The following is a 22,181-nucleotide window of genomic DNA, read 5'->3' as shown; positions in this document are numbered from 1 at the left end:
CACAATGTGGTTCAGGAAGTACCTCCAAAAACGTCGGGTGGAAAAACAGTTGAAACGACTGACGGAGACTGAACGACAAACCATTTTGGAAGCATCACCTCTAGAGGTGTTCTGGGCGCAGGGAACGGGGTTTGCGATTCTCAAAAAAGATGAACCCGACTCAGCTAAATCCTACGTGCATGGGATAGACGAGATGGATGGCCGAGTTGCCGAAGACTGGATTATCAGACAATACTTGCTGGCTAACGATGAAAACCACAATTAAGGTGTTTATAGGATTTATAGCGTTCTGGGCCGTACTCGGCGGTATAATGAGCTTTTTCTGGGAACGTAACTCCGAAAAGGCTACCTATTTTGCTGCCGATGCGCCCATCAAAGCGCTTACCCTAGCACTTCCTTTTCCAGCTGATCTAATCTACCAGGCTTCGCCGGATTCGACCGTTTTGATCGGCACCTTTAAACACGAACCCGGCCTGTTTGACATTAGTGCGTTTGATTGGGCAACGGCGAAAAAACTGTGGCAGTTGCCATTCGCAGGGAACGTCGTTGGCCAAACCAGTCGGCAGGTGTTGGTGTACGAAGCGAAAGCTTCGACAGTGCATTTCGTGAATCCGCGAACCGGGGAAATCACCCGCAAGGTGTCGCCCGAACCAGCCCCGTTGACGAGCCCGTCGAGCCTATACCTTGGCATGGCGTTCACCGATGATTTATACGTAACCACAAAGCCGCTTTATCAGGATGTCATCGTAAATGGCAAGGCAGACACCTCCTGGAAAATCGGCATTACCGCTAAAACCTGGGAGAACAACGAGACAACCTGGTTTCTGCCGCCCGTTAAGCAAATCGTGATCATTGATTATCAACCCGTTATAGTAGGCGATAACGTACTGATCGTTAATACGGAACAGAAAATTGGCGAAGGTCATTCGTACCAGATTGTCTCGCTAAAAACGGGTGAAGAACTGCATCGGAGCGTTACAGAAGGCACATATTATCCACTCGGCAAAAATCTATTCGTTGAGCGAACCAACGCCTTTGTCCGGCGACTCGATCCATTCACCCAACGGGAAATCTGGCGCCTGAACGGAAGCTTCTCCTTTGGCCAGCTTTGGCAAGTCGGTGAGCAGCTTACCATACTCTCCCGCCATCTCGACGGCAAGCGCAATACGTTGCGTATAGTCAATGACGTTAGCGGTCAATTACTCAATCAATTCGACTTACCTTTTTTTGAGAATACAGACATCAAAGGCGCTTACCTAACCCATGAGAATCAGGTTTTTCTTCATTTCGAGCAAACAAATTTCAGCGACCCCGGCACGCTTCTGTACGACTACTGGGTTCGGTATGATCCGCAAACTCAGAAAGCCCTCTGGCGCACCGATTTTCACAGTGAATCAGTTAGCAGTTTACTTCCCTTTATCACTCTTTAAACAAGTCAATCCATGAAAACCATTCTATTTGGCCTGAGCAGCGTTCTCGGCCTATTTACAACACCAGCAGCAGCGCCCAATTCAGCGCAGGACCTCAAAAACTACCTGACCATCCGCGAGCAGGTAAAAGCGATGGACATAACAGCACTGAAGAAAATAGCAACCAGCCCCGACGAGAAAAACGTAAAAAAAGGACTCGCCACCTACTATACCTTCATCAAAGCGCCTTTGCCAGAGAACAATCCGGCAGCCGGAAAAGCAGCCGTCGATGCACTCGAAGCCTCAGCTAATACCTACATGGACCCGATTGCGTATGTGAAATTAGCGATTGTTTACGCGCAGGATAATCCTTCGTTCAACATCAAACAGGATCGCACGAAGTCGTTGAAATACCTGTCTATTGCCTGGGAAATCGCCGATTTATCGGACAGAGCAACGGGCGACAATGCGCTACTGACACTGATTGTCAACAACAGCCTGGGTCTTGGCGATGGTTTTTATGCCGACAATACGAACGGGAAATTTGCTATGAAGAAAGCCCTTGATACGATCCGGCCAGAAGTATTAGCTGCCCGCGGCCGATTCAAGAAGCTATATAACCTGTCGGTAAAAGACGAGTCTGCTGGATCTACGAACGTTGAGCGGCATTACGGTGGATAAGCCTATCGTTTTCTCACCCCGAATACGAAAATCAATCTGGCGGAATTTAGAGTGGTACGGGTTATTCATGAACAACCCGGATGCACCATCGGAAGAAGCTTTCCAGGCCTACTACGAAGTTCCTAACCAGAATCCTGTTTTTTCGTGGGTGGACAAATTTAACGGGGTAACTTATTTATATGACCTGAGTATCAATCAGGCACAGGTGACGCCCTCGGTAGAGCCTCAGGCAGAATGGGTGACCAAGCTGAACAAACGCCTTTGGGAGCTCTTGTCACCAGAACTACTGGACCCGAAGGATAACTGGAAAAAAGCCTGGCTTACCGCTGCGAAGAGGCTGGATATACCTACAATGAAGTTTATCATTGAGCAAGGTTTCGACGTCAACGTAGTTGATGAAGATGGCTATACCGCTTTATATCACGCAGTAACGCCCTATGGCGGCAGTATCGAGGCAGTTAGATTATTAGTAGAATCGGGAGCTGACTTAAGCATGCCCGTAAATAATGTCGACTTTCTGATTAAGGTAGGCTGGGAGGGTGTAGCGGGGAATGGAGAAGCCAGTGAAGCCATATCAATTGCTTACTTTCTGCGAAGTATCTCATAGATAGAGAACCTAAAAGTGGTTGTACCCACAGGCAAAGCCTGTGGGTACAACCACTTTTAGGTCCGTTTCCACCACCTATAAAGCCAAATCCACCCCGCATAGAGTTGCCGCCCATTGACTTGATAGCCGGATTAATTTTGATCTATCAAACGAATCACTCTTAAACTACTAAAGTCAATGGAACCAATTAAAAATCCTACCCCAGCCCGACCAGAAGACGCAAAAGCTGCTCTTGCCAATGAGCAATACAATCGCGTTCAAACGATGATTCAATGCTACGTTGAATCAATCGGCTTGACCAAAGACCAGACTTACGGCGCTAAAAACAATAACTGGCTTTGGAAGAATGGCTCAGCTACGATTGAGGTATACATTCAGACTATCAATTTTGAGAGTGGAACCCGCCGTGATTACCTGCGCATTTTCTCGCCCCTGCTTGAGGTTCCAGCCAATAATCTGCTAGGTTTCTACCGTCACCTGCTCGAACTCAATGACCTTCGATTGGGCGTAAAGTTGTGCATTGCTCCCAACACACAAATGGTGTACGCTACCTACGAGCGCGACATTCGGGGTATGGACTATCAGGAATTGACAACCTGCATCCGCGACCTGGAACTTTGGGCCGACGAATTGGACGATCAACTCAAAGCGCAGTTCCCCAACTGGTCGAACTAATGATCGACAAACTGCGGACGGCCATGAAATTGCTGCTCACTATTTACCGAATCCTGGTAGCAATTTTCACTATTGGCTGGTGGTTGGCCGCGCTTATGGCCGCGTATGGCGCATGGCTTTATTTCTCAGGCAACGGTCGTCCGTAAGCTCCAACAATGAAACCGGTTACGCTTTTGCTGATAAGTCTGCTCTCGTTTTTGTCGGGTTGTCTGACCCGAGACGATACGCATCCCGATATGCCCCTTCTCCCGCATATCGACAATGCCCGAATTCGAATTGATTCGATCCCAAACACAACGGTTCATAGCTTTATTTTCTCAGCCGATAAAACAAAGATCTATGCCATTGTCCTGACGGCTTCGACCGGGGTATTTGCCACACATACCCTTGTCGAATACGATCAACTGGGGCACCAATTGCGCCAGCTTCCGCTGGGAGAAATGAGTATTCAGCAAACGGAGCTAGCCTTGCTTCAACCGGGTTCGTTATTGTGGCAGTTCGCGAATGTCTTTTACATCATTGACCTACAACAGTTTAAAGTCATTGATGAAGTGCATACCTATTGGGCCGGCAATTATCCAGATGCGCAACAAGCCAAAGACCGGGCGAAGGTAGCCAACGAGAGTCAGGCGTGGTTTCATCAGAAGCAGAAGGAAATCGGCGAACGATACGGTATTCAGAAAACTGATTCTGTAACGTTTGCCGTACTGGAAGGAAACAAAGCCAATGCCGATAAATACAGGGAGGCCATCCGGGCAGCCCGTGAGCAACAGACTCAGTTCGAATCAGACCGGCACGAGCATTATTATGAGGAGTATGCTCAGGAGCGTATCCGGTCAGGAAAATTATTTTTCGGGTACCGAAGTCCTGGTGGACACGCAGAATACCTGTTCACCAAATTTCAGGACGGTAGCACAGCCGCGTTCACCCTAACGAAGGGGCTGGCACAAAAAACGGAGGTTCGGTTTCTACAAAATGACGTAAATACCAAAGTCACCCTCAACCGAACAAACGCCCGCTTCAACTTTGCGGAAGGTCAGTCGGTTAGCGACAAAACAAGCGCACTGCGAACAACCGAGAAAATCGTAACCAAGCGCTCCAGCCTTCTGTCAGGTGCCGTAGCCGAGGATTATCTCTTTTATTATGAGCTGAAACTGAGTAATGAAACAGCTCGCTTCAAGTGGCTTTTGCCGCTTAAGCTCTCCAACGATTTTTACCTGCAATCGGCTAACGGTTCAGCTTTCATACTAAAAAAGGATACATTGTACTGGTTTCATTTATAAGCAGTTATGGCCACTCGCAGTTTAGTACTCTCGCTCGCACTTACATTTTATTTAGGCTATTCCTTTACCGTCGGGCTAACCGATCCGAACTCGTTCCTAAAAAAAATACCCGATTGGCTGAGCATACCTATCTTTTTCGGGTGCTTCCTGTTGTACCTGCTGGCAACCTGGTGGGCTTTCAAAGGGTTCAGCGATCACAAACTCATAGCCCTTACATCAATGGGGTTTTGTTTGCTCGGACTTGGGATTTATGCCACGGTTTTCATCATGGAAATGGGACATGGCAAAGCCTCGCCGGGACAGTATGATTACGACTTCGCGACACTTGACCCTACCGAAAAAGCCATTGTTGCACAAATCACCCATGATGCAGGATTAGGCTTGCAGAATGCTGTTTTTACCGAACACTGGCATGTAGGTGAGGCTGCGAAATCCACCAACCCGACCAACAGTTTTCAAATTTGCGTGCAGAAAGGGCATGTTACCGCCCTCAACCTGTCGAACCATCCAATTCGGAACCTGGCACCCTTTTCGCAACTACCCCAATTGGGCGATCTGTACCTAAGAAACTGTGGCTTATCTGACATGAGCGACTTGCAATCGACTAAGCTAGGCCGACTGGATGTATCTGACAATCAGATTACAGATTTAAAAACATTACGGGGTTGCCCCAACGTTCAATGGTTGTTTGCAATGAACAACCGACTAAAATCAACCGATGGACTCAATCAATTCAGAGATATTGTCAGTACCGATTTTAGAGGGAATTCAATTCCCTAAGAACCAGCCTGACTTGTTCACGCTCACAGCCGAACCTGCTTTTTCCCGGCTCATCTATGGCAAAACGGCCGGCATCCTGCTGGCTTTTGTTCTGGTGATTCACCTGGCGGGTCAATGGCGCAACCCGCCGTTGATTGACGCCCGGTTGTCACTCCTTCTTTGTTCTGGATTAGGTTTGTTGTTCCTGTATGGACTTACTCGAACGCCTTTCACCCGCTCGCTTACCCTCGATTATGGGAAGCGAGCGATCGTGATTACGTACATGACCTTAACAAAAGACGAGAACACGCTCACAATTCCGTTCGACCAACTGAACTTAAAAACAGATACGTCATTTGGCGTGCGGGGAAATGGGCTAGCGTGGAAAGTATACCTATTACGCAATCAGCAACAGGTATACGACCTGAGCAACACAGAAAATGGCTTCACCGAACGGCAAATGAATGAGTTTGTGAATAGGCTGAAAGCATGCCGAATAAGTTGATTAATAAGCAAATCCAGAAGATTAAAGTACCTCTCTCCTATTCATGTTCGACGCGCTACTACCTTTTCGTCAACTCACTTATCAGACCGAATTAACGTCAGATCAAATTGGTCAACGGTTAACCGAAAACGTGATCACGGGCTTTAGTTTTTACAGCAAGAAACCCTATTACGGTAGCTTCACGCCCTATAGTTTTTCTGTGCGAAAAACGAGCAGCAATTTTAAGCAGCAGGGACTTGGTCCGAGTATTGATGGCACTTATCGAATCAGTAACGGCAAAATGCTTGTGTCAATCAGCATCCGTCCTCACACGATCTGGATCATTTCGCTGTTTGTGTTCAGTTTCCCGATTGTGATGTTTGTGGCTGCTGGTATTCCCGAGTTTTTCAAAACTGGCGACATAGCCATTCTGCTCAATAGCCTGTTTCCAGCCCTATTTTTATACGGCATTTTCTGGCTTATTTTCCAGATGCAAAGCAGTGCCGCTATTCGCTTTTGGGAACAAACCTTACAGCTCGATAAGCTCCAACCATAAAGCGAAACCTACCACTTTTCGGGCGAACACCGCCTATTATCCAGTCTTGCTTTTGAGCGGTTCGGATTCAATTAAGTTTGATTCAATTAAGATCCCCTCTAAAGCCATGACTGACCAAATTCAAGAAATCTGTTTCGGTGTTTTCCTGATGGCCTATTACTACTTCGTGCTGCGGAAGTATAATACGCTGGGTTTCCGAATGTTCTCGCTGTTTTTCTTTATCGGACTCTGGTTTTGTTACTGGTGGTATGGCAGCGATCAGGACCTGAAAAATATTCAGCACAACGGCGTTCCTACACAGGCGCTTATCCTCAAAAAGACAGACAATAGCCTTGAAGTTAGTTTCACCAACCCATCAGGCAAGCCCATCGTCCGCACACAAACAGGTGGCATTTCCGTCGAAGAGTTTGCTGCCGTGACAGAAGGCAAGACGGCCCCAATTCTCTACAGTCCCAGGACCGACACTTTTTTCTTAACCAGCAGTTTTCAGCGTCAGCTTAGCGACACTATCTATATCCTGTGGTTTGCAGGAGTTCTATTTCTGATTGGTACGCTATGCTGGCTCTTCCTGTACAAATACCGAGTCCATGCCTATGGCAATGGGTCGATTTACGAATACGTGACCGACGAAAGTGGCAAGGTTGTTCTTGATGATAATAAAAACATCTTCACCCGATCTCTCCGCAATTACACGACAATGTCTAAACTCTTCGAACTCTTCGAAAAATAACCCTGACTATGAAATCAGTATTCCCTTACGTAATCATGGTTGTCCTGTTCGTAGCTGGCACTCGGTTGGTGAATCGTCAACAGAACTACTTCCGCTCGATTCAGGAGTCGGCATCAAGCAAACCTGCCTCGTTTACAAGTATGCTCGCTACTAATGAGCCAACTGATGTAGCAGGTAATCAGCCTGGTTCCGTCAAATCGACGAACACGAAAAAGCCCTCAAGTTCACTTGTACGGTAAACGCGGCATGGCGCAGGATGGCGCGAACGTCTTCGTTCGTGCCAATTATTCTCCGGCCTCTGGCCGGAAGAAAGTAATCATAATTCAATTCAAACCTCATTCACAACAATGAAATTTTCTTCTTTTTTCACGCTATTCATCATGCTTACTGCTCAAACCCTGCTCGCTCAGGATGGTACCTGGCGCATTGAGAAGGCCCAACTACCCGATGGTAAATCCTATAATGGCTCCCTCAATATCTCGCGCGTAGGTCAATCATTTGGTGTTGACTGGAAAACAACGGCGGGCAATTACAGTGGCTTAGGTCTGATGGCCGATGGGAAATTATTCGTTGGCTACGGCCTTAACAGTGGTTACGGTATTGTTGTCTACAAAACGAATACCGCTGCGCAACGAATCGAGGGCGTTTGGACGGCATCGGGCCTGGACGGTGCAACTGGCACCGAAACGCTCACGGGTCGCGACGGAAATTATGACCTGGTAGGTACAAATCCAGACGGACGGCCTTATCGAGGAAAATTAACGCTGCAAAAAACAGGCGATACGTTTCAGGCTCAGTGGCAGGTAGGCAATGGGGTTTACAATGGCGTAGGCTTCATGAGTGGCGATTATCTGGTCATCGGCTACGGGCCTGGTCAGGCATTTGGCACCGTAGAATATGTTATGACGGGTAATAGAGCTCGTGGTCGCTGGGCGATGGGTGGTGGTAGTCAATTCGGTGTTGAAAATATTACCCGTTAATCATGTAATTTGCCCTGGTTGAGTAGATTTTGATTCTGCAGATTCTATAGATTCTACTAGGCTGTCAGTTGTCAATCAAGAGAAGCTCAGAATCGAATCTAACTTAGGCATTTTACTATCAACGTATGCGCTTCATATTGGTCTTCCTGCTGGTTTTTACCACCTGTTGGGGAGCCCATGCCCAAATGCCTACGCTGACATTAGAATACCTGACGACAAAAGAAGGGTTGCCTTCCAATGACGTATGGTGTATTACAAAAGACAAGCAGGGTTTTCTGTGGATTGGTACGGGTCGGAGTGTTTGCCGTTACGATGGGTATACATTTCGCGCACTGGATGACCAGAAATTAGGCTACTGCTCCGGCGTCTCAACCGATTCTTCGGGCACGGTATATGCGTCAATTTCCACAAAAGGGTTATGCGCAATCAATCCCGAAACCTTTACCGCCGAAACAATTCTCCGTAATAATTACGAAGACGCTGACCGGACCAACGACATGCACGAACGAGTGTTTGTTGACTCGTATAATCAAGCCTGGGTGGGCGATTACACATCGGTAAAACGATATGATCCCGCTCGAAAAAAGCTTCGGTTGTATGCGCTCTCCTCGGCAACCAACATTCATCAGGATGCTACTTTTTTCGAAGACAACCAACGGAGGCTCTGGGTGATTTCGGAAATCGGACTCTACCGCTACGATCGCCCAAACGACCGACTCATCTGTGTATTAGGACAGGAAGCCAAACAGGCCAGCAACAAACGTCCCGTTCGTCTTGAAATGGCCTTTCAGGATACAAAGGGAACGATCTGGATCGGCGCCTTCGACTCAGGTCTGCTCCGCTTTTCACCCGAGATTGGAGGGTCTAGCGATCAATCCTTTTCGTTCCTGAGTAAAGAGTTTGCGAACCAGAACGTCATTTGTGGGCAGGCATCCGTTGATGCAAATGGACGAAAACTCTTGTTCATTGGTACCGAAAAAGGGTTAAGCCTTTATTATCCCGATGAAAATCAGGTATATCACTTGCCGGAATTTTACAACAAGGGTATCCATGTTAGAGTCATGTACGACGATAAAGACAATGGCATTCTCTGGATTGGCACCCGTAAGGGATTAATTAAATACAGGTATCGGAATCCGGGTATTCATACTATCGATATACCGGCCAGTGCTGTTCGATTGCCCGTTGAGGTAACTAGTCCTTTACAACTACCTGACACGAATTTCCTGTTAGGGCTTTCTCACTCAGGCGCATTGGTCTGGAAGCCATCAACCAATCAGTTTCACTTATGGCCTTATCCCACAAGTGCTTATACCTATCGGCTTCAGTGGATTCAGAACCGCCCAATGGCGTTTACCGACAAAGGTGTATTTGTAGGAGATCCGACCAAAGGCACGTTTTCGGTTTTGCCTGTGGCATCACGATTGTTCACGTCTACCGAATTCAGAGATGGTTTGCTGGATCGGAAAGGACGATTCTGGATCGCTAATCTAACCGAAGGGCTCAAAGTAGTTGACCCGACTACAGCCACAGAACTGAAACTCTGGCCCGAATCAATGGCTAAGCAGCTCTGCAAGAACAATTATGTGAAAGCGATTACCGAGGGCACAGACGGAAAAATCTGGATAGCTACCTGCCCCAATGGTTTATATTACTTCGATGAGCTACGGGCCAGCTTTGTCAATATCCTGGATCTGCCGGTCAACAAGGGCAAAAGTTTGAGCGGCCTTTGTATCAATGCGGTGCAACGGGGTGAAGGCGGCTCAATGCTAGTCGCTAGTTGGGGCGGAGTTAATAAAGTTTCATCGTCGGGCCAGCTTTTAGCTTCGTTCGACTATCAGCACGACAAGCTATCCGATACATACTGTTCCAATATTTGCGACGACAAAGCGGGCAATCTCTGGTTCAGTACCAACGAAGGTGTTCATATCGCCAATCTAAAAACCAGAAAAGTCAAGTACCTTACGACGATAGAAGGATTGAGCAGCAACGACCCCGTTGGGTTTCTGAAAAACGGCTCGAACGAGTTGATTTTAGGCCATATCAACACGATAAATATTCTGAATATCAACGCCCTGATTCGCAGCAAAGTTATTCCCCACATTGCGCTCAGTTCGGTAGAGGTAAAGGGGAAGATGCTCCATCAGGATTTAACAAAAGAGATCGTTTTACAACCCGACGAAAATTCGATCACGCTGAATTTTTCAACACTGAATTTTGAACCGGCTTCCAAAAACGTATACAGTTATCAGTTAGAAGGCTATGAACCGAACTGGGTTGATTTAGGAAATCAACATACCGTTTCCTTTACAAATCTACCGGCACGCTCATATACGCTGCGGGTACGAAGTAGCGACAGTTTCGGACTAAAGAGCGACAAACCGCTGGTTATTCAACTCACCATAAAGCCTTATTTTACCAATACATGGTTTTTTAGAACGCTTATTGGTTTGTTCATTGCTGGCCTGATTGTACTAATGATGCGCTGGCGGGTGAATACGCTTGCCGAACGGAATCGGCTGGACTTACAGGTAACGGAATGGCGATTGAAAGCCCTTCAATCGCAGATGAACCCCCATTTTCTGTTTAATTCGCTTAATTCCGTCCAGAGTTATCTGTTGACCAATCGGGGTATCGAAGGGGCAAAGTATTTATCGAAGTTCTCAAAATTGGTCCGACGGATCATGGAAAACTCGAACCACCAGTATCTGTCCTTTGAGCAGATTATCGACACGCTGCGTATGTATGTCGAGATCGAATCGTTTCGGTTCAATCACGAATTCAGCTATTCATTTGACATCGAAGATAATGAAGTGTTGCTCGACGCGCACCTGCCACCTATGCTCCTGCAACCCTACGTTGAAAATGCGATCTGGCATGGTCTGATGCCTAAAGAAGGCCCAAAGACGTTAAAAATAAGGGCCCGAATTCAGGACAATCACATTGTCTGCACAATTGAGGATAACGGTGTAGGCCGGGCGTTTGCACCCCGCACCGAAGGCCACATCTCAAGGGGGCAGGAAATGACAAAAGGGATTTTCGAATCGCTCCGGCGGAAAGATAAAGAAGCCAAAATAGAACTCATTGATTTGGTTGATACCGACAACAACCCAGCGGGGACGCGGGTAAAAATGACCATTCCCATCGAAAAAGCGTAGCGTTATGAACCAACTTCGTGCTGTATTAATTGACGACGAAACCAATGCCCGCGAGGCACTGACCAACTTACTCCGCATCCTTTGCCCGGAAGTAGAAATTGTTGGCGAAGCTAAAAACGCCGATCTGGGCATCGAATTGATCAAGAAAGAGAAACCAAATCTGGTCTTTCTTGATATTCAGATGCCGGGGAAAACCGGTTTCGATTTGCTGGCAAGTTTCGACAAGGTGGATTTCGGCGTGATTTTCACAACGGCTTACCAGGAGTTCGCCATTCGGGCCTTCCGATTCAGCGCCATCGACTACCTGCTCAAGCCCATTGATCCCGACGAATTACAGGCAGCTGTCGAGAAATTCAAATCGCAGATAGCGGGTGTGAATCCGCAACAACTTCAGATTTTACAGGAACACCTCGATTCAACGCAAAGTCCACGGCTGGTTGAACGTAAGAAAAATGACAATCAGCGCATTGCTTTACCCACTGCCGAAGGCATTCACTTTGTACAGATGACCGATATTATTCAATGTGAATCGTTGGGTTCGTACACTAAATTTCATCTCGTCAAAGGCGCCCCAATTGTGGTGTCGAGGTTGCTAAAGGAGTATGAAGAGATTCTGGACAACTACTATTTTTTCCGCGTCCACCAATCAAACATCGTCAACCTCGAACACATCAAACGCTACGTAAAAGGCGACGGTGGTCAGGTTTGGATGAGCGACAACACCGAGATCGAAGTATCACGCCGTCGCAAAGAGGAGTTCCTATCCCTACTCTCTGATTTCTATGTAAATTCGGGGAAGTTGAAGTAGGGCACTATAGTTAACCTACCGTTAACTCACTTCGAGGCTATGCTGTCGTAAGTATCATTAATGGCGCATTCTGTTGCGTGTAGTTCGCGTCCCGGCGACAGGCAGGCTTTAGCTCAGAAGACGAGTTGTGGCTGACAAAGCGAACACCTGGTCCAGTAAGATTTGAGTGTCAACACCACTCGACGTAGTTCAAACTATGCCGTTGTGCTATTCGATCTTCAATTAGTTTTTTTTGTAAACAATTATCGCGCTTCAGGTAACTTTACCGCATGGGTAAACAGGCCAGCCAATACGATAAGATTTTCAAAGAGAATATAGAGGCAGTGATACCGAGTTTGATGCAAAATATACTCGGTATCACGGCTGTTTCGTCCGAAGAACTACCCGATGATATTCAGCACACCAAGGAGCGTAAGCCTGATGTGCTGAAGAAAATTACGGACATAGAGGGCAGGACATTTGTACTGCATATTGAATTTCAACTGGTTGATGAACAGGAGATGGTGTACCGAATGGCTGATTATCACATCATGCTGGCTCGCAAGTATAAACTACCCATTCGCCAGCACGTATTGTTTCTTGGTTCAGGTATACCCAAAATGGAAACCCAGTATGAAAGCGAATTAATGAATTATCGGTTTCTACTTATTGCCTTTAATGACCTTGATTATCATACGTTCCTCAAATCTGATCAACCCGAAGAAGTCATTTTAGGTATTCTGGCTAATTTTATAGGAGAAAGTCCAGAAACCGTCCTCCATCAAATCATTCAACGCGTTGAAGAAACGACTCAAGGTGATTTAGCGTTAAAAAGATATTTCAGTCAGTTGCGTGTATTAGCGCAGTTGCGTAACTTAGGACAAACACTCAGAGACCTTGCCATGGATAGTATCGCCAAATTTGTAAGCGTAGAGAAGGACGCGGCCTACATGATAGGTCAAGACAAGGCAAGAGAACAGGAACAGGCTAAATTTGTGAACAACTTGCTGACTGAGACTGATTTTTCAGTGGAACGCGTTGCCAAAATTGCTGGTGTATCTATTGAATTCGTTCAGCAGGTTCAGCAAAAGCTGAAGTCTGACAAGTAAGGTAGTACCGATCACCCCAATCAATCCCATCAATTTCCCGCTATTCTCGCCAGTACATGTTTGCCGTTCTGGTTATCTGGGTTTAGCTCGATCGACTTTTTGTACATGGCAATGGCGTCTTCTTTCTGGCCATTTTTTAAGAGGGCTTCGCCATAGCTGTCATATACATTCCAGCTTTTGGGGTATAGGTTCACATTGAGTTTGAAAATTCCGAGCGCTTCGTTTAGTTGTCGTCTGGCCATGAGTCGGTAGGCCCAATCATTCAGATCGTCTTCAGACGGCTTGAAGTCAGGGGTTTTCTTCTTTAGTTCACTGGCTACGTCGATGGCGTTTTCGAAGCCACGTTTCCGTAACTGCATGTGGAGAGCCGTAACGGGGTCAGCTGCCGGAATATCTGGGTTATAACAGCCCGCCAGCTCATCAATGAACTCCTCGGGGAACGAGCCCGCCAGGTTGGTTAACACAACAATCGCCAAATCATCGTCAGGGTACACAAACAAGGCCGATCGACCACCACCTGTTGTGATCACTGCCCGATGCTTGAGACGGGGTTTAGTTACCCAACCAACGGCCCACTGAGTTGGCGAGCCATTCTTATAGGTTGCCGGTGTCCAGAGGGCATTGAGTGCGTCTTTTGTCTTGAGAAGCTTACCCTGCTGCAACGCCATGACCCAGTGTGCCATATCTTCTGCTGTACTATTTAGTCCAGAAGCCGTCCGACGAAAGGGGGCAAATTCTTCATAGTTGTTGGTGAGTTTAGGCTCACTCAACAGTTGGCCGTCAATTTTTGTGGTAAACCCATACGATTGCGTTTTATTAGGAATCACATCACGCGAATCGCCAAAGACAGTGCCTGGCATACCTGCCACCTGGAACTGTCGCTCCTTAAACACCTGAGCAAATGGCTTCTCACTGAATTTATCAATGATTTTGCCCAGTAAAGCGTAGTTTGTCTGGTTGTAGCTGTACTGTTCTCCAGTTGGGAAATCCATCGGCATCGCCTTCGTTTTCGCCCAAATAGCCTCTTCATTGAAGGTGGCTCCACGACCTTCTTTGTCGGAATCAATAACCCGGGCAACATCGGGCAGTCCCGAAATATGCGCTAGTAATTGCCGTATCGTTACGGGCTGCCATGCCTCAGGAAGCGCATCAAGATATCGAGATACGGGTGCCGCCAGCTCTACTTTACCATCTTCAACCAACTGCATAATGGCAATACCGGTAAATGCCTTGGTACAGGAGTTAATGGAGAAAATACTTTGATTCGTTACTGGAGTTGAATATTGAAGATTGGCTATTCCATACGATTTAAGCAGAGCAACTTTCCCATGCTGAACAACGGCAAGCTGAAGACCAGGAATACGTCGCTCCTGCATTTCACGCTGTATAACGGTTTCTACATTATCGATCTGGGCTTTCTGTCCATAAGTGCTATGAATAGAAACAAACAAAAGAATAGCTATAAAGCGAAGAATGGTCATGATCAAACGTTTCGCTGGAAACTCCGGGTTAACGCAAAGGTTACTTGTCAACACTGAATTTTATCTACAATCCGTTCAGGACACTTTTTCATTTACGCCAACTATAGTACTATATCCACCGGGTTTAAAGTAAGAACCGCCTATTACACAGTCTCGTCTTCGGCCCCCTACTGGATGTAGTAGCTTTGATTCATCAAAAAAAAACAAAAGCCCAAAAGCTCTATATCAATCATGAAAATCACCCACGTTGCAACGATCCTGACACTCATTTGCGCCTTCAGTCTAAGTTCATGCAGTAAGAAGTCTGACGATATTGCCCCTAATCCAACCACGACTCAGGCTACAGTAGATTTTCAAGTAAAGGTGGATGGAAAGGCATATACCCCTGATTATGCCTATGCACTGGCTACATTTCCGGGAGCAAACGGCTACTTCGCCATTTATGGCCTCGACAGTAAAACCAGCGATGTCGTAGCCCTTGCTCTCCCCTCGACGGCTGTTGAAGGAACCTATCCATTGAGCAATATCAATATTGGTATTCTGACCATCAATAAAGAAGATTTTTCGACCGTAAATGGCGGAACCGGAAGCATTACAATTACGAAGAAAACGGCAACCTATATGACAGGTACGTTTAGTTTCACGGCCTATGATGCATCGGGTACGGTAAAACGAACACTAACAGAAGGTTCATTCAACGTAAATATTCGTCAATAGCCTGGTTGCTAAAAATGGTAGATTAGATACGTCATATCTCCTAAGGTATGGCGTATCTAATCTACCATTTTTAGCATTTACACGTCTACCTCTACCGTTGTCCCATTATCGGCATAGACCCGGAATTTGCCGCCCAACTCCTGAGCACGCGTCTGCATATTCTGCATCCCATAGTGTTGACTAGAGACCGTTCCATTAGCCCAGGTAAAGCCCCGACCATTGTCATGAATGCGTAGGTTAATATGACCTCCCAGACTAACCTGCAACTGAACAGCCGCCGTAGTGGCCTGTGCATGTTTGACAACGTTAGTAAGTGCTTCCTGCACAATTCTGAATAAGTTCAGCACCTGTGTCGACGAAAGCCGCTGTGTTTGCGAACCCGTCACAACCACATCGACATTCAGCCCATCTTCCTCATGAAAGTAACGATTGATATATTGATCAAGGCGCTCACCAAACTCCTCGACAGTAAAACTTTCCTGATGAATTGCCCAGATGGTTTCGCGCAGAAGTTTAACGGCCTCCCGAGTATGCATCACAATGTTACGAAGTCGGCTGGCCCACTGTTTCCCATCTTTAACGGATTGTTTCTCGGCCTGATCGCTGATCTGGGTCAGATTCGTAACAATAAACGCCAGGTGCGCTCCTACATTATCGTGCAGGTCGCGGGCAATGCGTTCTTTTTCGACTAGTAAGCTATTTTTCACCGCTAATGTCTGCACCTCGGCCTGATAGGCCCGTTGCTGCTGAACGATACTTTCTTTTACGAGTCGCTCTGTCTGGTCACGATCCATTTTGTACCGATAGGCCAGACCAACTGTCAACATAAGCACTTCAAATAAAGCGGCTGGTGCATAGTAAGCAAAGTTGGCAACGGGCTCGTAAGTGGGTAGTAAACCAAAATTGGAAAAAACCAGAGCAAGGTTTAGTGTGTAAAACGGTAACACAGCAATTGAATACAACCATGCCTCACCTACGTGATAACGCCGAATGATACTGATAATAATATAGGCTACGATAACGGGTAACGGGAGCCAGTATAGCGCCGTGAATAAGCGGATCATAACTAACTCCAGAGCGGGTGTCAACGGCATGAACCACTCGGCCGTTAACGCAATCAGGCACAGTATGCCACTCCCAAGAACGAACGTGCCAACCGTATGCCAGCGATACGAGGGCGTATTGCGCAGGTTCAAAAATGTACGGACAAACGTTAGTTGTGAGTAGAATAGAATAAGCGGAAATAAAAAGTAAACATTCTGCCGAGGCATCCAGAATTGCTCGTCGAATGCAAATTGGTTCATGAATCCATCGTTGATAAAGAAGAAACCAACCAGACCCAGTAAACAAAAAATGTACTTCCAATAAATTCGGTCAAGGGTTGTCAGGAAAAAAATCAGACTCATAAACGCTACAAACGTCAGCGTAAACAACACGCCCCCCCAGAATAAATAGCTTCGCTGCACAACTGAATCATACGCCGATTCCCGGACAAGTTCGATGGGTACAATTTGCGTACCCCGGCGTTTTAAGACACGCAAATAAACGGTTACGTTCTGCTGTGCAGGGCTAGTGAATGGAAACCAGAAGTGCCGATGAGCGCGAATTCGCTGGTCGGCACGGGTTTTCCAGCCAATTAACGGTGAGGTCGATAATACCCGATTTTGCGCATCAACAACAAAAAGTTGCAACTCATCGAAACACCAGAAGTCTATTTCGGCCAGCCAATTTTGCGGCTGAGGGGTAGAATTTTGCACCCGAAACCGGAGCCAGATAGGCGTAGCCTGTTTTGTGCCGGTAATGATGCCAAAGTTAGGAACAGGCGACTTGACCGGCTGAAAAATGACTCCAGTAGCCAGGCTGGTAACGTCAGTAATCGTTTGGGTGTGCAGTGAATCGCGAAAAAAAGCCAGGTACCCATCCAACGAGATAAGATCACCTTGTCCGGGCAACACAACGACTGGCTGATGGCTCAATGACTGTGCCATCAGTCGGAAAGTCAGTAAGCAACAGCTCAGAAATGGAAATAGTAGTTTGCGAAAACGTCTCATCAGTGACCCCGAAGTAGCACTAATGTAGGGATTTATTTAAAGAGTGAAAGAACGAAAGAGTGAAAGAGTGGCTGGCGAGTCACTTTCTCCGCACCGACGGCCTTTCGCTCTTTAATTCTTTCGCTCTTTAAATCTTTATAGCGTATATCCACCATTATACTGTCGCTTGACAAACTGATTGGCGTAGTCGAAGTTGGTAATTTTCATATTGTCGCCATCCCAGAGCAGTTTTTTGCGTCCCGTAAACTTACCTCCCTCTCGGGCCAGATAGGAGCGCGTAGCCAGATTGCCCATCAGAACGGTTTCGGTGAGTGGGCCCGATTGATCGAATGACGAGGAAGTATAGGCCCCGAACCCTTGTTTACAGGCTTTAACCCATTGTTGCTGGTGACCTTCGGTTTTGCCTTCTACCAGCGGTTTTTCGGGAGTCGGGAGTTCCTTTCCACTAAATTTATCGGCAGGTAATAACTTAGGGTCATTGCCAAACAGACCGCCCGTAAGCATTCCTTTTGTACCAATGAAGAGTATACCACCGTCAATTTCCCGGAACACATCATTATATTCTACACCTTCGGGTAGTTGGGGGCGAATACCACCGTCGAACCACGAAAATTTAATTTCTTTGACTTTTTTGTCGTCCGACGGAAACGTCAGGTGAATGGCCGACGAAGGTGGACAACTGTCGTCATAAAACGCTTCTTTGAAAAAATCGGCATAGACCGATCCCACGCTACATTCAACGGAAGTTGGATATTTGAGCTTCAACGCCCGGAAAGGCACATCCATGAAGTGGCAACCCATGTCGCCAAGTGCGCCCGTACCGAAATCCCAATAACCCCGCCAACGGGTTGGCATGTAAGCTTCGTGGTAATCCCGAGTGGGAGCCGTACCCAGCCAAAGCGGCCAGTTCACTTCGGGGGGGATGGGCTGCGATTCTCCTCTTTCTCTTGGCGATTTAACACCTTGCGGCCATACTGGACGATTAGTCCAGCAATAAACGGTATGAACATGGCCAATGATTTTGTTCTGGATAGCCGTTTCGATAATGCGCGTAGCATCGCCCGAGCTACCCTGATTCCCCATCTGGGTCACAACTTTATACTTTTGAGCGGCTTCGGTTAGCATGCGAGCCTCGTAGATGTCGTGCGTCAGTGGTTTCTCGACATACACGTGTTTACCCATCTGCATTGCCGCCATAGCGATTGGCGCGTGCATATGATCGGGCGTACTGACAATAACCGCGTCGAAGGTTTTACCCGCTTTGTCGAACATTTCGCGGTAGTCCTGAAAATAGGGAGCATTGGGGAACTGAGCCCGGAATTTTTTAGCCTGTCGATCATCGACATCGCACAAAGCCACGAAATTGTCAGACCCCTTGTTGTAGGCCAGTCGGATATTCACATCGGCTTTGCCCCCACAGCCCACAGCAGCTATGTTGAGTTTATCAGATGGAGCAATAATGCGCGAGCCATCCGATGATTTTCCACCCAACACATGGCGCGGAACAATAAAGAAACTTCCACCGAATGCTGTTGCAGCAGCGAGTGTACTGTTTTTCAGAAATTTACGACGAGAGGGCTTAGACATAAAGGTGAAAGAACGAAAGAGTGAAAGAGCGCTTTCGGCGGAGCAAATCAGGCCGCCAAGCTACTAAATTGTAGTAAGGCATAAAAACACATCTACTACTGATTCATTTCGCTCCGCTCTGGCGGACCTCTTTTTCACTCATTCACTCTTTCGCTCTTTAACCTTAGCCCATAATCTGCCCCATTTTCATGGCAATACCCATGTCGCCCTTAATTTTGAGTTTGCCCGTCATAACGGCCATCATTGGATTAAGGTCACCATTGCTCATTTTAACGAGGTTATCGATGCTTATCTGCAACTCACAGTCAGCGGCTTTATCGTCGTTTGACACCGTAGCGGGCGATTGAGTAGCGTCAATATAGACAACACCCTGATCAGTTACGAGCTTAATCGTAGCGTTGATATTGTCGGCGTGTGTAACTTTGTTCCGAGTTTGCTCGGTTAGTTCTTGCAGAGTCATCAGATTTTGATTTCGTTGTTGAAAGGAAACTCAGCCGCGAAATTAAGGTTTCCAAGTAACGCGAACATCCTGTTCGCCTAAATTCTATTGCGGACAGATTGTTCGCGTCGCCTATGCGTTCTCAATATTTAACTCTCCTTTGCATTCTCACCTTTCTTAGTTGTGCCTGGGGTTTATTCGATTCATCGATATCGTTCTTCCAAACGGATGCCGTATCTGAAACAACCTATGTCGAAAACTCCGGGAAAGCACCTAAGAAAGAAAAGCAACCCAATGCCTATTTTGAAGACCGATCAGCCAGCGATGCGCCCGTACCCAGCGATCCTGTTCAGGTGAAATCGTTGGCTATTGCACAATTTATTTACTCGCTGTTGACACTCATTGGTGCCGTGTTCATGTTTCGGCTCCAGCGAATAGGCTTCTGGATTTACGTAGCAGGGGCTGCTGTCGGCCTTGTCCTGCCTGCTATACTGGGGGGATTCAGCGCGCTGAACACTTCCTTTGGTGCATTTTTCAGTCTGATTTTTGCCGGACTATACTGGGTTGCAAGGAAGGAAATGCACTGATTTTAATCGTTTATTTCTAGCATCCGACCTCACTCACACCGCTGCCCATCCAGTCGAAAATAGCGTACAGAAACCGGCATGAGGGCTGTAGAGTCGACGAAGCCTTTCAGGGCAAACAGGCCAATGTATTTAGGGGTCATTCCGAATTCGTAGGCGGTTATTTCCTTAAACGAGAAATTGTCGACGGGGCTAACGGAATATAAAACCCGAAACTTCTGCCCCTGTTTCTCGATCCGAAACGCAAGGTTTTTCAGATTGGTAACAGCGATCCGCCGGTCGTTGGCGTTGGCTAGCGGGAACAAAGGTTGGTGAATGAATTCTTCCAGATTTTTATCGCCTTTTCCGTAGGAGGCAATGGCTTGAATAAGAATTTCGCCGGGTTTGTCATAGCCGCCAAAGTAATCGTTGTAGGAGAGTGACAGGCGAATGCTTTTCCCCGTAAACAGGGTATCTTCCAGTAACAAAAGTCCCGCTTGCTGCCAGTTTCCGCTGGGAACGAAATCCGTAAAATGCACTTCCGTTCGGAAGCAATCAGTCTGAATTTCTCGTAACAACAAATTTTGTACACGTGGAATTTCGCCCGTTTTGGGCCAGTTATCCCCTTTGAGTGTGAATAACGTCAGGCGGCCCGACTGCTCTGATCTTCGAGCCCAGTACTGATCGTTTTTACCCTGAACAAGCCAGCCATTTTTGGTCAGATAATCATCATCTAGCGTATGAAAATCCTCCTGCACTTGTTCAACTGATGATTGTCTAAAAAACAGGAAACCACCAATAGCTGCTATGAAGAAAAGTCCAGCGACGATAACAGGCCAGCGTTCCTTTTTCGGCTTGTTAGTGTTTGCTTCTGGCTTAGTCGATAGGCCCGTCTGTTCACGGTAGCGGAACCAGTACGGAAAATGTTCTTCCGTCTTTTTCCGTTCGGCTTCCGTCGTCACTGGCGCATTGAACACATAGCGAGCCAATGTGTCGAGCGTAGCTACCGATGGATTCTCCTGTTTATCCGGCGAGGGATTGAGCAGAAAAGCGGCATAGTTTTTCACGCTCCGCCAACCGATAACCAGCCCGGTACTTTCTTCTATTTCAGTGCTCAGGTGCTTGCTCTCCGGCTCAGAAAGTGGACTATTCAATGGATGGCCAAAGCACTTCATGACCACCGCATTGACTAAATCGGCAAACGCCCTCCGGTCAAATTCATCCATAGAAATGTACCTACGGGCTTTAGCCCGTGTTTGAACTAGAATAAAAACACGGGCTGAAACCCGTGGGTACAGCAGAATTCACAATTCCGTGACGTTTCCGCCTGAATTCCGCTCGTTTTTCGCCCTCCGACGAAGATTTACCGAAAAATTCGTCGTCCATGAAAACCATACTGTTTGCTATTTTTTGCGCTATTACTCTGGCAGGTCAAGCGCAACAACTTCAATTCCACTACGATTTCCGGCATTCGCTCGACCCTGAATTGAATCGGACCAATTTTGCGTCAATCACTTTTGAATATTTCAAGGGAAACGATTCGACGGGTTCTTTCTTGTTCAAGATGCAAACCGACTTATCCGGCGAAAATAACAATGTTGGTCAGGTTTTCTTGCAGGTTTCCAAGAATATCCGCTACTGGAAACCTAAAGTCGAACTGGCGCTGACCTACAGCGGTGGTTTGGGTGTTGCGCCACCATCGTATGGATTTTACATTACCAATACGTTCGGGATTGGAGCGGCTTATCCGTTTCAATGGAAAGGTGCCTGGTTCACAACCAGCCTGGTTTGTCGAACCAGTTTCTTCCCCAAACCAAGTCATGATCCGCAGTTTACATTTTACTTCGGAAGAGGTTTTTTCAACTACCGAATTATGGTAGCCGGAAGTCTGGTTGCGTGGAGTGAAAATCGGAATCAGGGCAACGATTTTACGAAAGACCAGATCGGCAAAAAAGTCGCCTTTTTCGGTGATCCGCAATGTTGGGTAAAGCTCACCAAATCAATTTCAGTCGGCTCAAGGATCAATCTGTTTTACCATACCCTGACCAATGCCAATCAACTACAGGTATACCCCACGCTGGCGTTGAAGAATCAGTTCTAGTAGTGCCGACCGTCTCGGTCGGAT

24 protein-coding genes are annotated in these 22,181 nt (G+C 47.0%); 19 read left to right on the top strand and 5 right to left on the bottom strand.

Annotated features, from left to right (window positions below; all coding sequences use genetic code 11):
* The first annotated feature begins 4 nt into the window (after positions 1-4).
* The 16 genes from GO755_RS23840 to GO755_RS23765 all read left to right on the top strand — a co-directional run bounded on the left by GO755_RS23840 (position 5) and on the right by GO755_RS23765 (position 13,218).
* Entirely contained in the window at positions 5-265 is a 261-nt protein-coding gene (locus GO755_RS23840) for a hypothetical protein (RefSeq protein WP_157587806.1), read from the top strand.
* Positions 249-1,430 (top strand): outer membrane protein assembly factor BamB family protein, encoded by a 1,182-nt coding sequence (locus tag GO755_RS23835; protein ID WP_157587805.1) that lies wholly within the window; start codon positions 249-251, stop codon positions 1,428-1,430. Before GO755_RS23840 ends, GO755_RS23835 begins: the two co-directional genes overlap by 17 nt.
* A 12-nt stretch (positions 1,431-1,442) precedes the next feature.
* A complete protein-coding gene (locus GO755_RS23830) occupies positions 1,443-2,090 on the top strand; it encodes a hypothetical protein (protein WP_157587804.1) in 648 nt (215 codons plus the stop codon).
* Positions 2,083-2,697 carry an ankyrin repeat domain-containing protein gene (locus tag GO755_RS23825; RefSeq protein WP_157587803.1) on the top strand — a complete coding sequence of 205 codons (615 nt, stop codon included), beginning with the start codon at positions 2,083-2,085 and terminating at the stop codon, positions 2,695-2,697. Before GO755_RS23830 ends, GO755_RS23825 begins: the two co-directional genes overlap by 8 nt.
* A gap of 177 nt (positions 2,698-2,874) precedes the next feature.
* Positions 2,875-3,372, top strand: coding sequence for a YbjN domain-containing protein (locus tag GO755_RS23820; protein WP_157587802.1), 498 nt, complete (start codon positions 2,875-2,877; stop codon positions 3,370-3,372).
* Positions 3,372-3,518, top strand: a complete 147-nt coding sequence (locus GO755_RS23815; protein WP_157587801.1) for a hypothetical protein — start codon at positions 3,372-3,374, stop codon at positions 3,516-3,518. Before GO755_RS23820 ends, GO755_RS23815 begins: the two co-directional genes overlap by 1 nt.
* Positions 3,519-3,527: 9 nt before the next feature.
* Entirely contained in the window at positions 3,528-4,655 is a 1,128-nt protein-coding gene (locus GO755_RS23810) for a hypothetical protein (RefSeq protein WP_157587800.1), read from the top strand.
* Between the two features lie 6 nt (positions 4,656-4,661).
* Positions 4,662-5,435, top strand: a complete 774-nt coding sequence (locus tag GO755_RS23805) for a leucine-rich repeat domain-containing protein (RefSeq protein WP_157587799.1) — start codon at positions 4,662-4,664, stop codon at positions 5,433-5,435.
* On the top strand, positions 5,374-5,919 hold the full coding sequence (locus tag GO755_RS23800; RefSeq protein ID WP_157587798.1) for a hypothetical protein: 546 nt from the start codon (positions 5,374-5,376) through the stop codon (positions 5,917-5,919). Before GO755_RS23805 ends, GO755_RS23800 begins: the two co-directional genes overlap by 62 nt.
* Positions 5,920-5,962: 43 nt before the next feature.
* Positions 5,963-6,454: a hypothetical protein gene (locus GO755_RS23795; protein ID WP_157587797.1), complete on the top strand. Its 492-nt coding sequence runs from the start codon at positions 5,963-5,965 to the stop codon at positions 6,452-6,454.
* 106 nt (positions 6,455-6,560) lie between these two features.
* Entirely contained in the window at positions 6,561-7,184 is a 624-nt protein-coding gene (locus tag GO755_RS23790) for a hypothetical protein (RefSeq protein WP_157587796.1), read from the top strand.
* A gap of 8 nt (positions 7,185-7,192) precedes the next feature.
* Positions 7,193-7,423 (top strand): hypothetical protein, encoded by a 231-nt coding sequence (locus GO755_RS23785; RefSeq protein WP_157587795.1) that lies wholly within the window; start codon positions 7,193-7,195, stop codon positions 7,421-7,423.
* A 108-nt stretch (positions 7,424-7,531) separates the two neighbouring features.
* Complete coding sequence (locus GO755_RS23780) at positions 7,532-8,164, top strand: hypothetical protein (RefSeq protein ID WP_157587794.1); 633 nt, start codon at positions 7,532-7,534, stop codon at positions 8,162-8,164.
* A 125-nt stretch (positions 8,165-8,289) separates the two neighbouring features.
* A complete protein-coding gene (locus GO755_RS23775) occupies positions 8,290-11,322 on the top strand; it encodes a sensor histidine kinase (protein WP_157587793.1) in 3,033 nt (1,010 codons plus the stop codon).
* A gap of 4 nt (positions 11,323-11,326) precedes the next feature.
* Complete coding sequence (locus tag GO755_RS23770) at positions 11,327-12,130, top strand: LytR/AlgR family response regulator transcription factor (protein ID WP_157587792.1); 804 nt, start codon at positions 11,327-11,329, stop codon at positions 12,128-12,130.
* 269 nt (positions 12,131-12,399) lie between these two features.
* Positions 12,400-13,218, top strand: coding sequence for an RpnC/YadD family protein (locus GO755_RS23765; RefSeq protein ID WP_157587791.1), 819 nt, complete (start codon positions 12,400-12,402; stop codon positions 13,216-13,218).
* A gap of 29 nt (positions 13,219-13,247) precedes the next feature.
* On the opposite strand, the gene GO755_RS23760 is transcribed toward GO755_RS23765, so the two are convergent.
* Positions 13,248-14,699, bottom strand: coding sequence for a serine hydrolase (locus GO755_RS23760; RefSeq protein WP_157587790.1), 1,452 nt, complete (start codon positions 14,697-14,699; stop codon positions 13,248-13,250).
* A 231-nt stretch (positions 14,700-14,930) separates the two neighbouring features.
* Here GO755_RS23760 and GO755_RS23755 point away from each other — a divergent pair, with 231 nt between their 5' ends.
* A complete protein-coding gene (locus GO755_RS23755) occupies positions 14,931-15,416 on the top strand; it encodes a DUF6252 family protein (protein WP_157587789.1) in 486 nt (161 codons plus the stop codon).
* 77 nt (positions 15,417-15,493) lie between these two features.
* On the opposite strand, the gene GO755_RS23750 is transcribed toward GO755_RS23755, so the two are convergent.
* The 3 genes from GO755_RS23750 to GO755_RS23740 all read right to left on the bottom strand — a co-directional run bounded on the left by GO755_RS23750 (position 15,494) and on the right by GO755_RS23740 (position 19,514).
* On the bottom strand, positions 15,494-17,404 hold the full coding sequence (locus tag GO755_RS23750) for a sensor histidine kinase (RefSeq protein WP_227687059.1): 1,911 nt from the start codon (positions 17,402-17,404) through the stop codon (positions 15,494-15,496).
* 198 nt (positions 17,405-17,602) lie between these two features.
* Positions 17,603-19,054 carry a Gfo/Idh/MocA family protein gene (locus GO755_RS23745; protein ID WP_157587787.1) on the bottom strand — a complete coding sequence of 484 codons (1,452 nt, stop codon included), beginning with the start codon at positions 19,052-19,054 and terminating at the stop codon, positions 17,603-17,605.
* Positions 19,055-19,217: 163 nt separating this feature from the next.
* Positions 19,218-19,514: an SCP2 sterol-binding domain-containing protein gene (locus GO755_RS23740; protein WP_157587786.1), complete on the bottom strand. Its 297-nt coding sequence runs from the start codon at positions 19,512-19,514 to the stop codon at positions 19,218-19,220.
* Between the two features lie 113 nt (positions 19,515-19,627).
* Between GO755_RS23740 and GO755_RS23735 the strand changes: the two genes are divergently transcribed.
* Positions 19,628-20,080: a hypothetical protein gene (locus GO755_RS23735; protein ID WP_157587785.1), complete on the top strand. Its 453-nt coding sequence runs from the start codon at positions 19,628-19,630 to the stop codon at positions 20,078-20,080.
* Between the two features lie 29 nt (positions 20,081-20,109).
* Here the strand turns inward: GO755_RS23735 and GO755_RS23730 are convergent, their stop codons facing one another.
* The gene (locus tag GO755_RS23730) at positions 20,110-21,282 is read right to left on the bottom strand and encodes a hypothetical protein (protein WP_157587784.1); all 1,173 of its coding nucleotides are present in this window, start codon (positions 21,280-21,282) and stop codon (positions 20,110-20,112) included.
* Between the two features lie 158 nt (positions 21,283-21,440).
* Between GO755_RS23730 and GO755_RS23725 the strand changes: the two genes are divergently transcribed.
* On the top strand, positions 21,441-22,157 hold the full coding sequence (locus GO755_RS23725) for a DUF5020 family protein (protein WP_157587783.1): 717 nt from the start codon (positions 21,441-21,443) through the stop codon (positions 22,155-22,157).
* The last annotated feature ends 24 nt before the right edge of the window (positions 22,158-22,181 follow it).

It is taken from the genome of Spirosoma arboris (assembly GCF_009754945.1).
Classification (GTDB): Bacteria; Bacteroidota; Bacteroidia; order Cytophagales; family Spirosomataceae; genus Spirosoma; species Spirosoma arboris.
This window is presented reverse-complemented; position numbering and strand designations above follow the sequence as displayed.

What these genes read in the sequence shown, in the direction of transcription:
- GO755_RS23740 (WP_157587786.1), bottom strand. Translation starts at nt 19,514, where the DNA reads ATGACTCTGCAAGAACTAACCGAGCAAACTCGGAACAAAGTTACACAC.
- GO755_RS23735 (WP_157587785.1), top strand. Translation starts at nt 19,628, where the DNA reads ATGCGTTCTCAATATTTAACTCTCCTTTGCATTCTCACCTTTCTTAGT.
- GO755_RS23820 (WP_157587802.1), top strand. Translation starts at nt 2,875, where the DNA reads ATGGAACCAATTAAAAATCCTACCCCAGCCCGACCAGAAGACGCAAAA.
- GO755_RS23755 (WP_157587789.1), top strand. Translation starts at nt 14,931, where the DNA reads ATGAAAATCACCCACGTTGCAACGATCCTGACACTCATTTGCGCCTTC.
- GO755_RS23830 (WP_157587804.1), top strand. Translation starts at nt 1,443, where the DNA reads ATGAAAACCATTCTATTTGGCCTGAGCAGCGTTCTCGGCCTATTTACA.
- GO755_RS23840 (WP_157587806.1), top strand. Translation starts at nt 5, where the DNA reads ATGTGGTTCAGGAAGTACCTCCAAAAACGTCGGGTGGAAAAACAGTTG.
- GO755_RS23810 (WP_157587800.1), top strand. Translation starts at nt 3,528, where the DNA reads ATGAAACCGGTTACGCTTTTGCTGATAAGTCTGCTCTCGTTTTTGTCG.
- GO755_RS23725 (WP_157587783.1), top strand. Translation starts at nt 21,441, where the DNA reads ATGAAAACCATACTGTTTGCTATTTTTTGCGCTATTACTCTGGCAGGT.
- GO755_RS23745 (WP_157587787.1), bottom strand. Translation starts at nt 19,054, where the DNA reads ATGTCTAAGCCCTCTCGTCGTAAATTTCTGAAAAACAGTACACTCGCT.
- GO755_RS23760 (WP_157587790.1), bottom strand. Translation starts at nt 14,699, where the DNA reads ATGACCATTCTTCGCTTTATAGCTATTCTTTTGTTTGTTTCTATTCAT.
- GO755_RS23730 (WP_157587784.1), bottom strand. Translation starts at nt 21,282, where the DNA reads ATGGATGAATTTGACCGGAGGGCGTTTGCCGATTTAGTCAATGCGGTG.
- GO755_RS23800 (WP_157587798.1), top strand. Translation starts at nt 5,374, where the DNA reads ATGGACTCAATCAATTCAGAGATATTGTCAGTACCGATTTTAGAGGGA.
- GO755_RS23805 (WP_157587799.1), top strand. Translation starts at nt 4,662, where the DNA reads ATGGCCACTCGCAGTTTAGTACTCTCGCTCGCACTTACATTTTATTTA.
- GO755_RS23780 (WP_157587794.1), top strand. Translation starts at nt 7,532, where the DNA reads ATGAAATTTTCTTCTTTTTTCACGCTATTCATCATGCTTACTGCTCAA.
- GO755_RS23775 (WP_157587793.1), top strand. Translation starts at nt 8,290, where the DNA reads ATGCGCTTCATATTGGTCTTCCTGCTGGTTTTTACCACCTGTTGGGGA.
- GO755_RS23765 (WP_157587791.1), top strand. Translation starts at nt 12,400, where the DNA reads ATGGGTAAACAGGCCAGCCAATACGATAAGATTTTCAAAGAGAATATA.
- GO755_RS23835 (WP_157587805.1), top strand. Translation starts at nt 249, where the DNA reads ATGAAAACCACAATTAAGGTGTTTATAGGATTTATAGCGTTCTGGGCC.
- GO755_RS23750 (WP_227687059.1), bottom strand. Translation starts at nt 17,404, where the DNA reads ATGGCACAGTCATTGAGCCATCAGCCAGTCGTTGTGTTGCCCGGACAA.
- GO755_RS23790 (WP_157587796.1), top strand. Translation starts at nt 6,561, where the DNA reads ATGACTGACCAAATTCAAGAAATCTGTTTCGGTGTTTTCCTGATGGCC.
- GO755_RS23785 (WP_157587795.1), top strand. Translation starts at nt 7,193, where the DNA reads ATGAAATCAGTATTCCCTTACGTAATCATGGTTGTCCTGTTCGTAGCT.
- GO755_RS23770 (WP_157587792.1), top strand. Translation starts at nt 11,327, where the DNA reads ATGAACCAACTTCGTGCTGTATTAATTGACGACGAAACCAATGCCCGC.
- GO755_RS23795 (WP_157587797.1), top strand. Translation starts at nt 5,963, where the DNA reads ATGTTCGACGCGCTACTACCTTTTCGTCAACTCACTTATCAGACCGAA.
- GO755_RS23815 (WP_157587801.1), top strand. Translation starts at nt 3,372, where the DNA reads ATGATCGACAAACTGCGGACGGCCATGAAATTGCTGCTCACTATTTAC.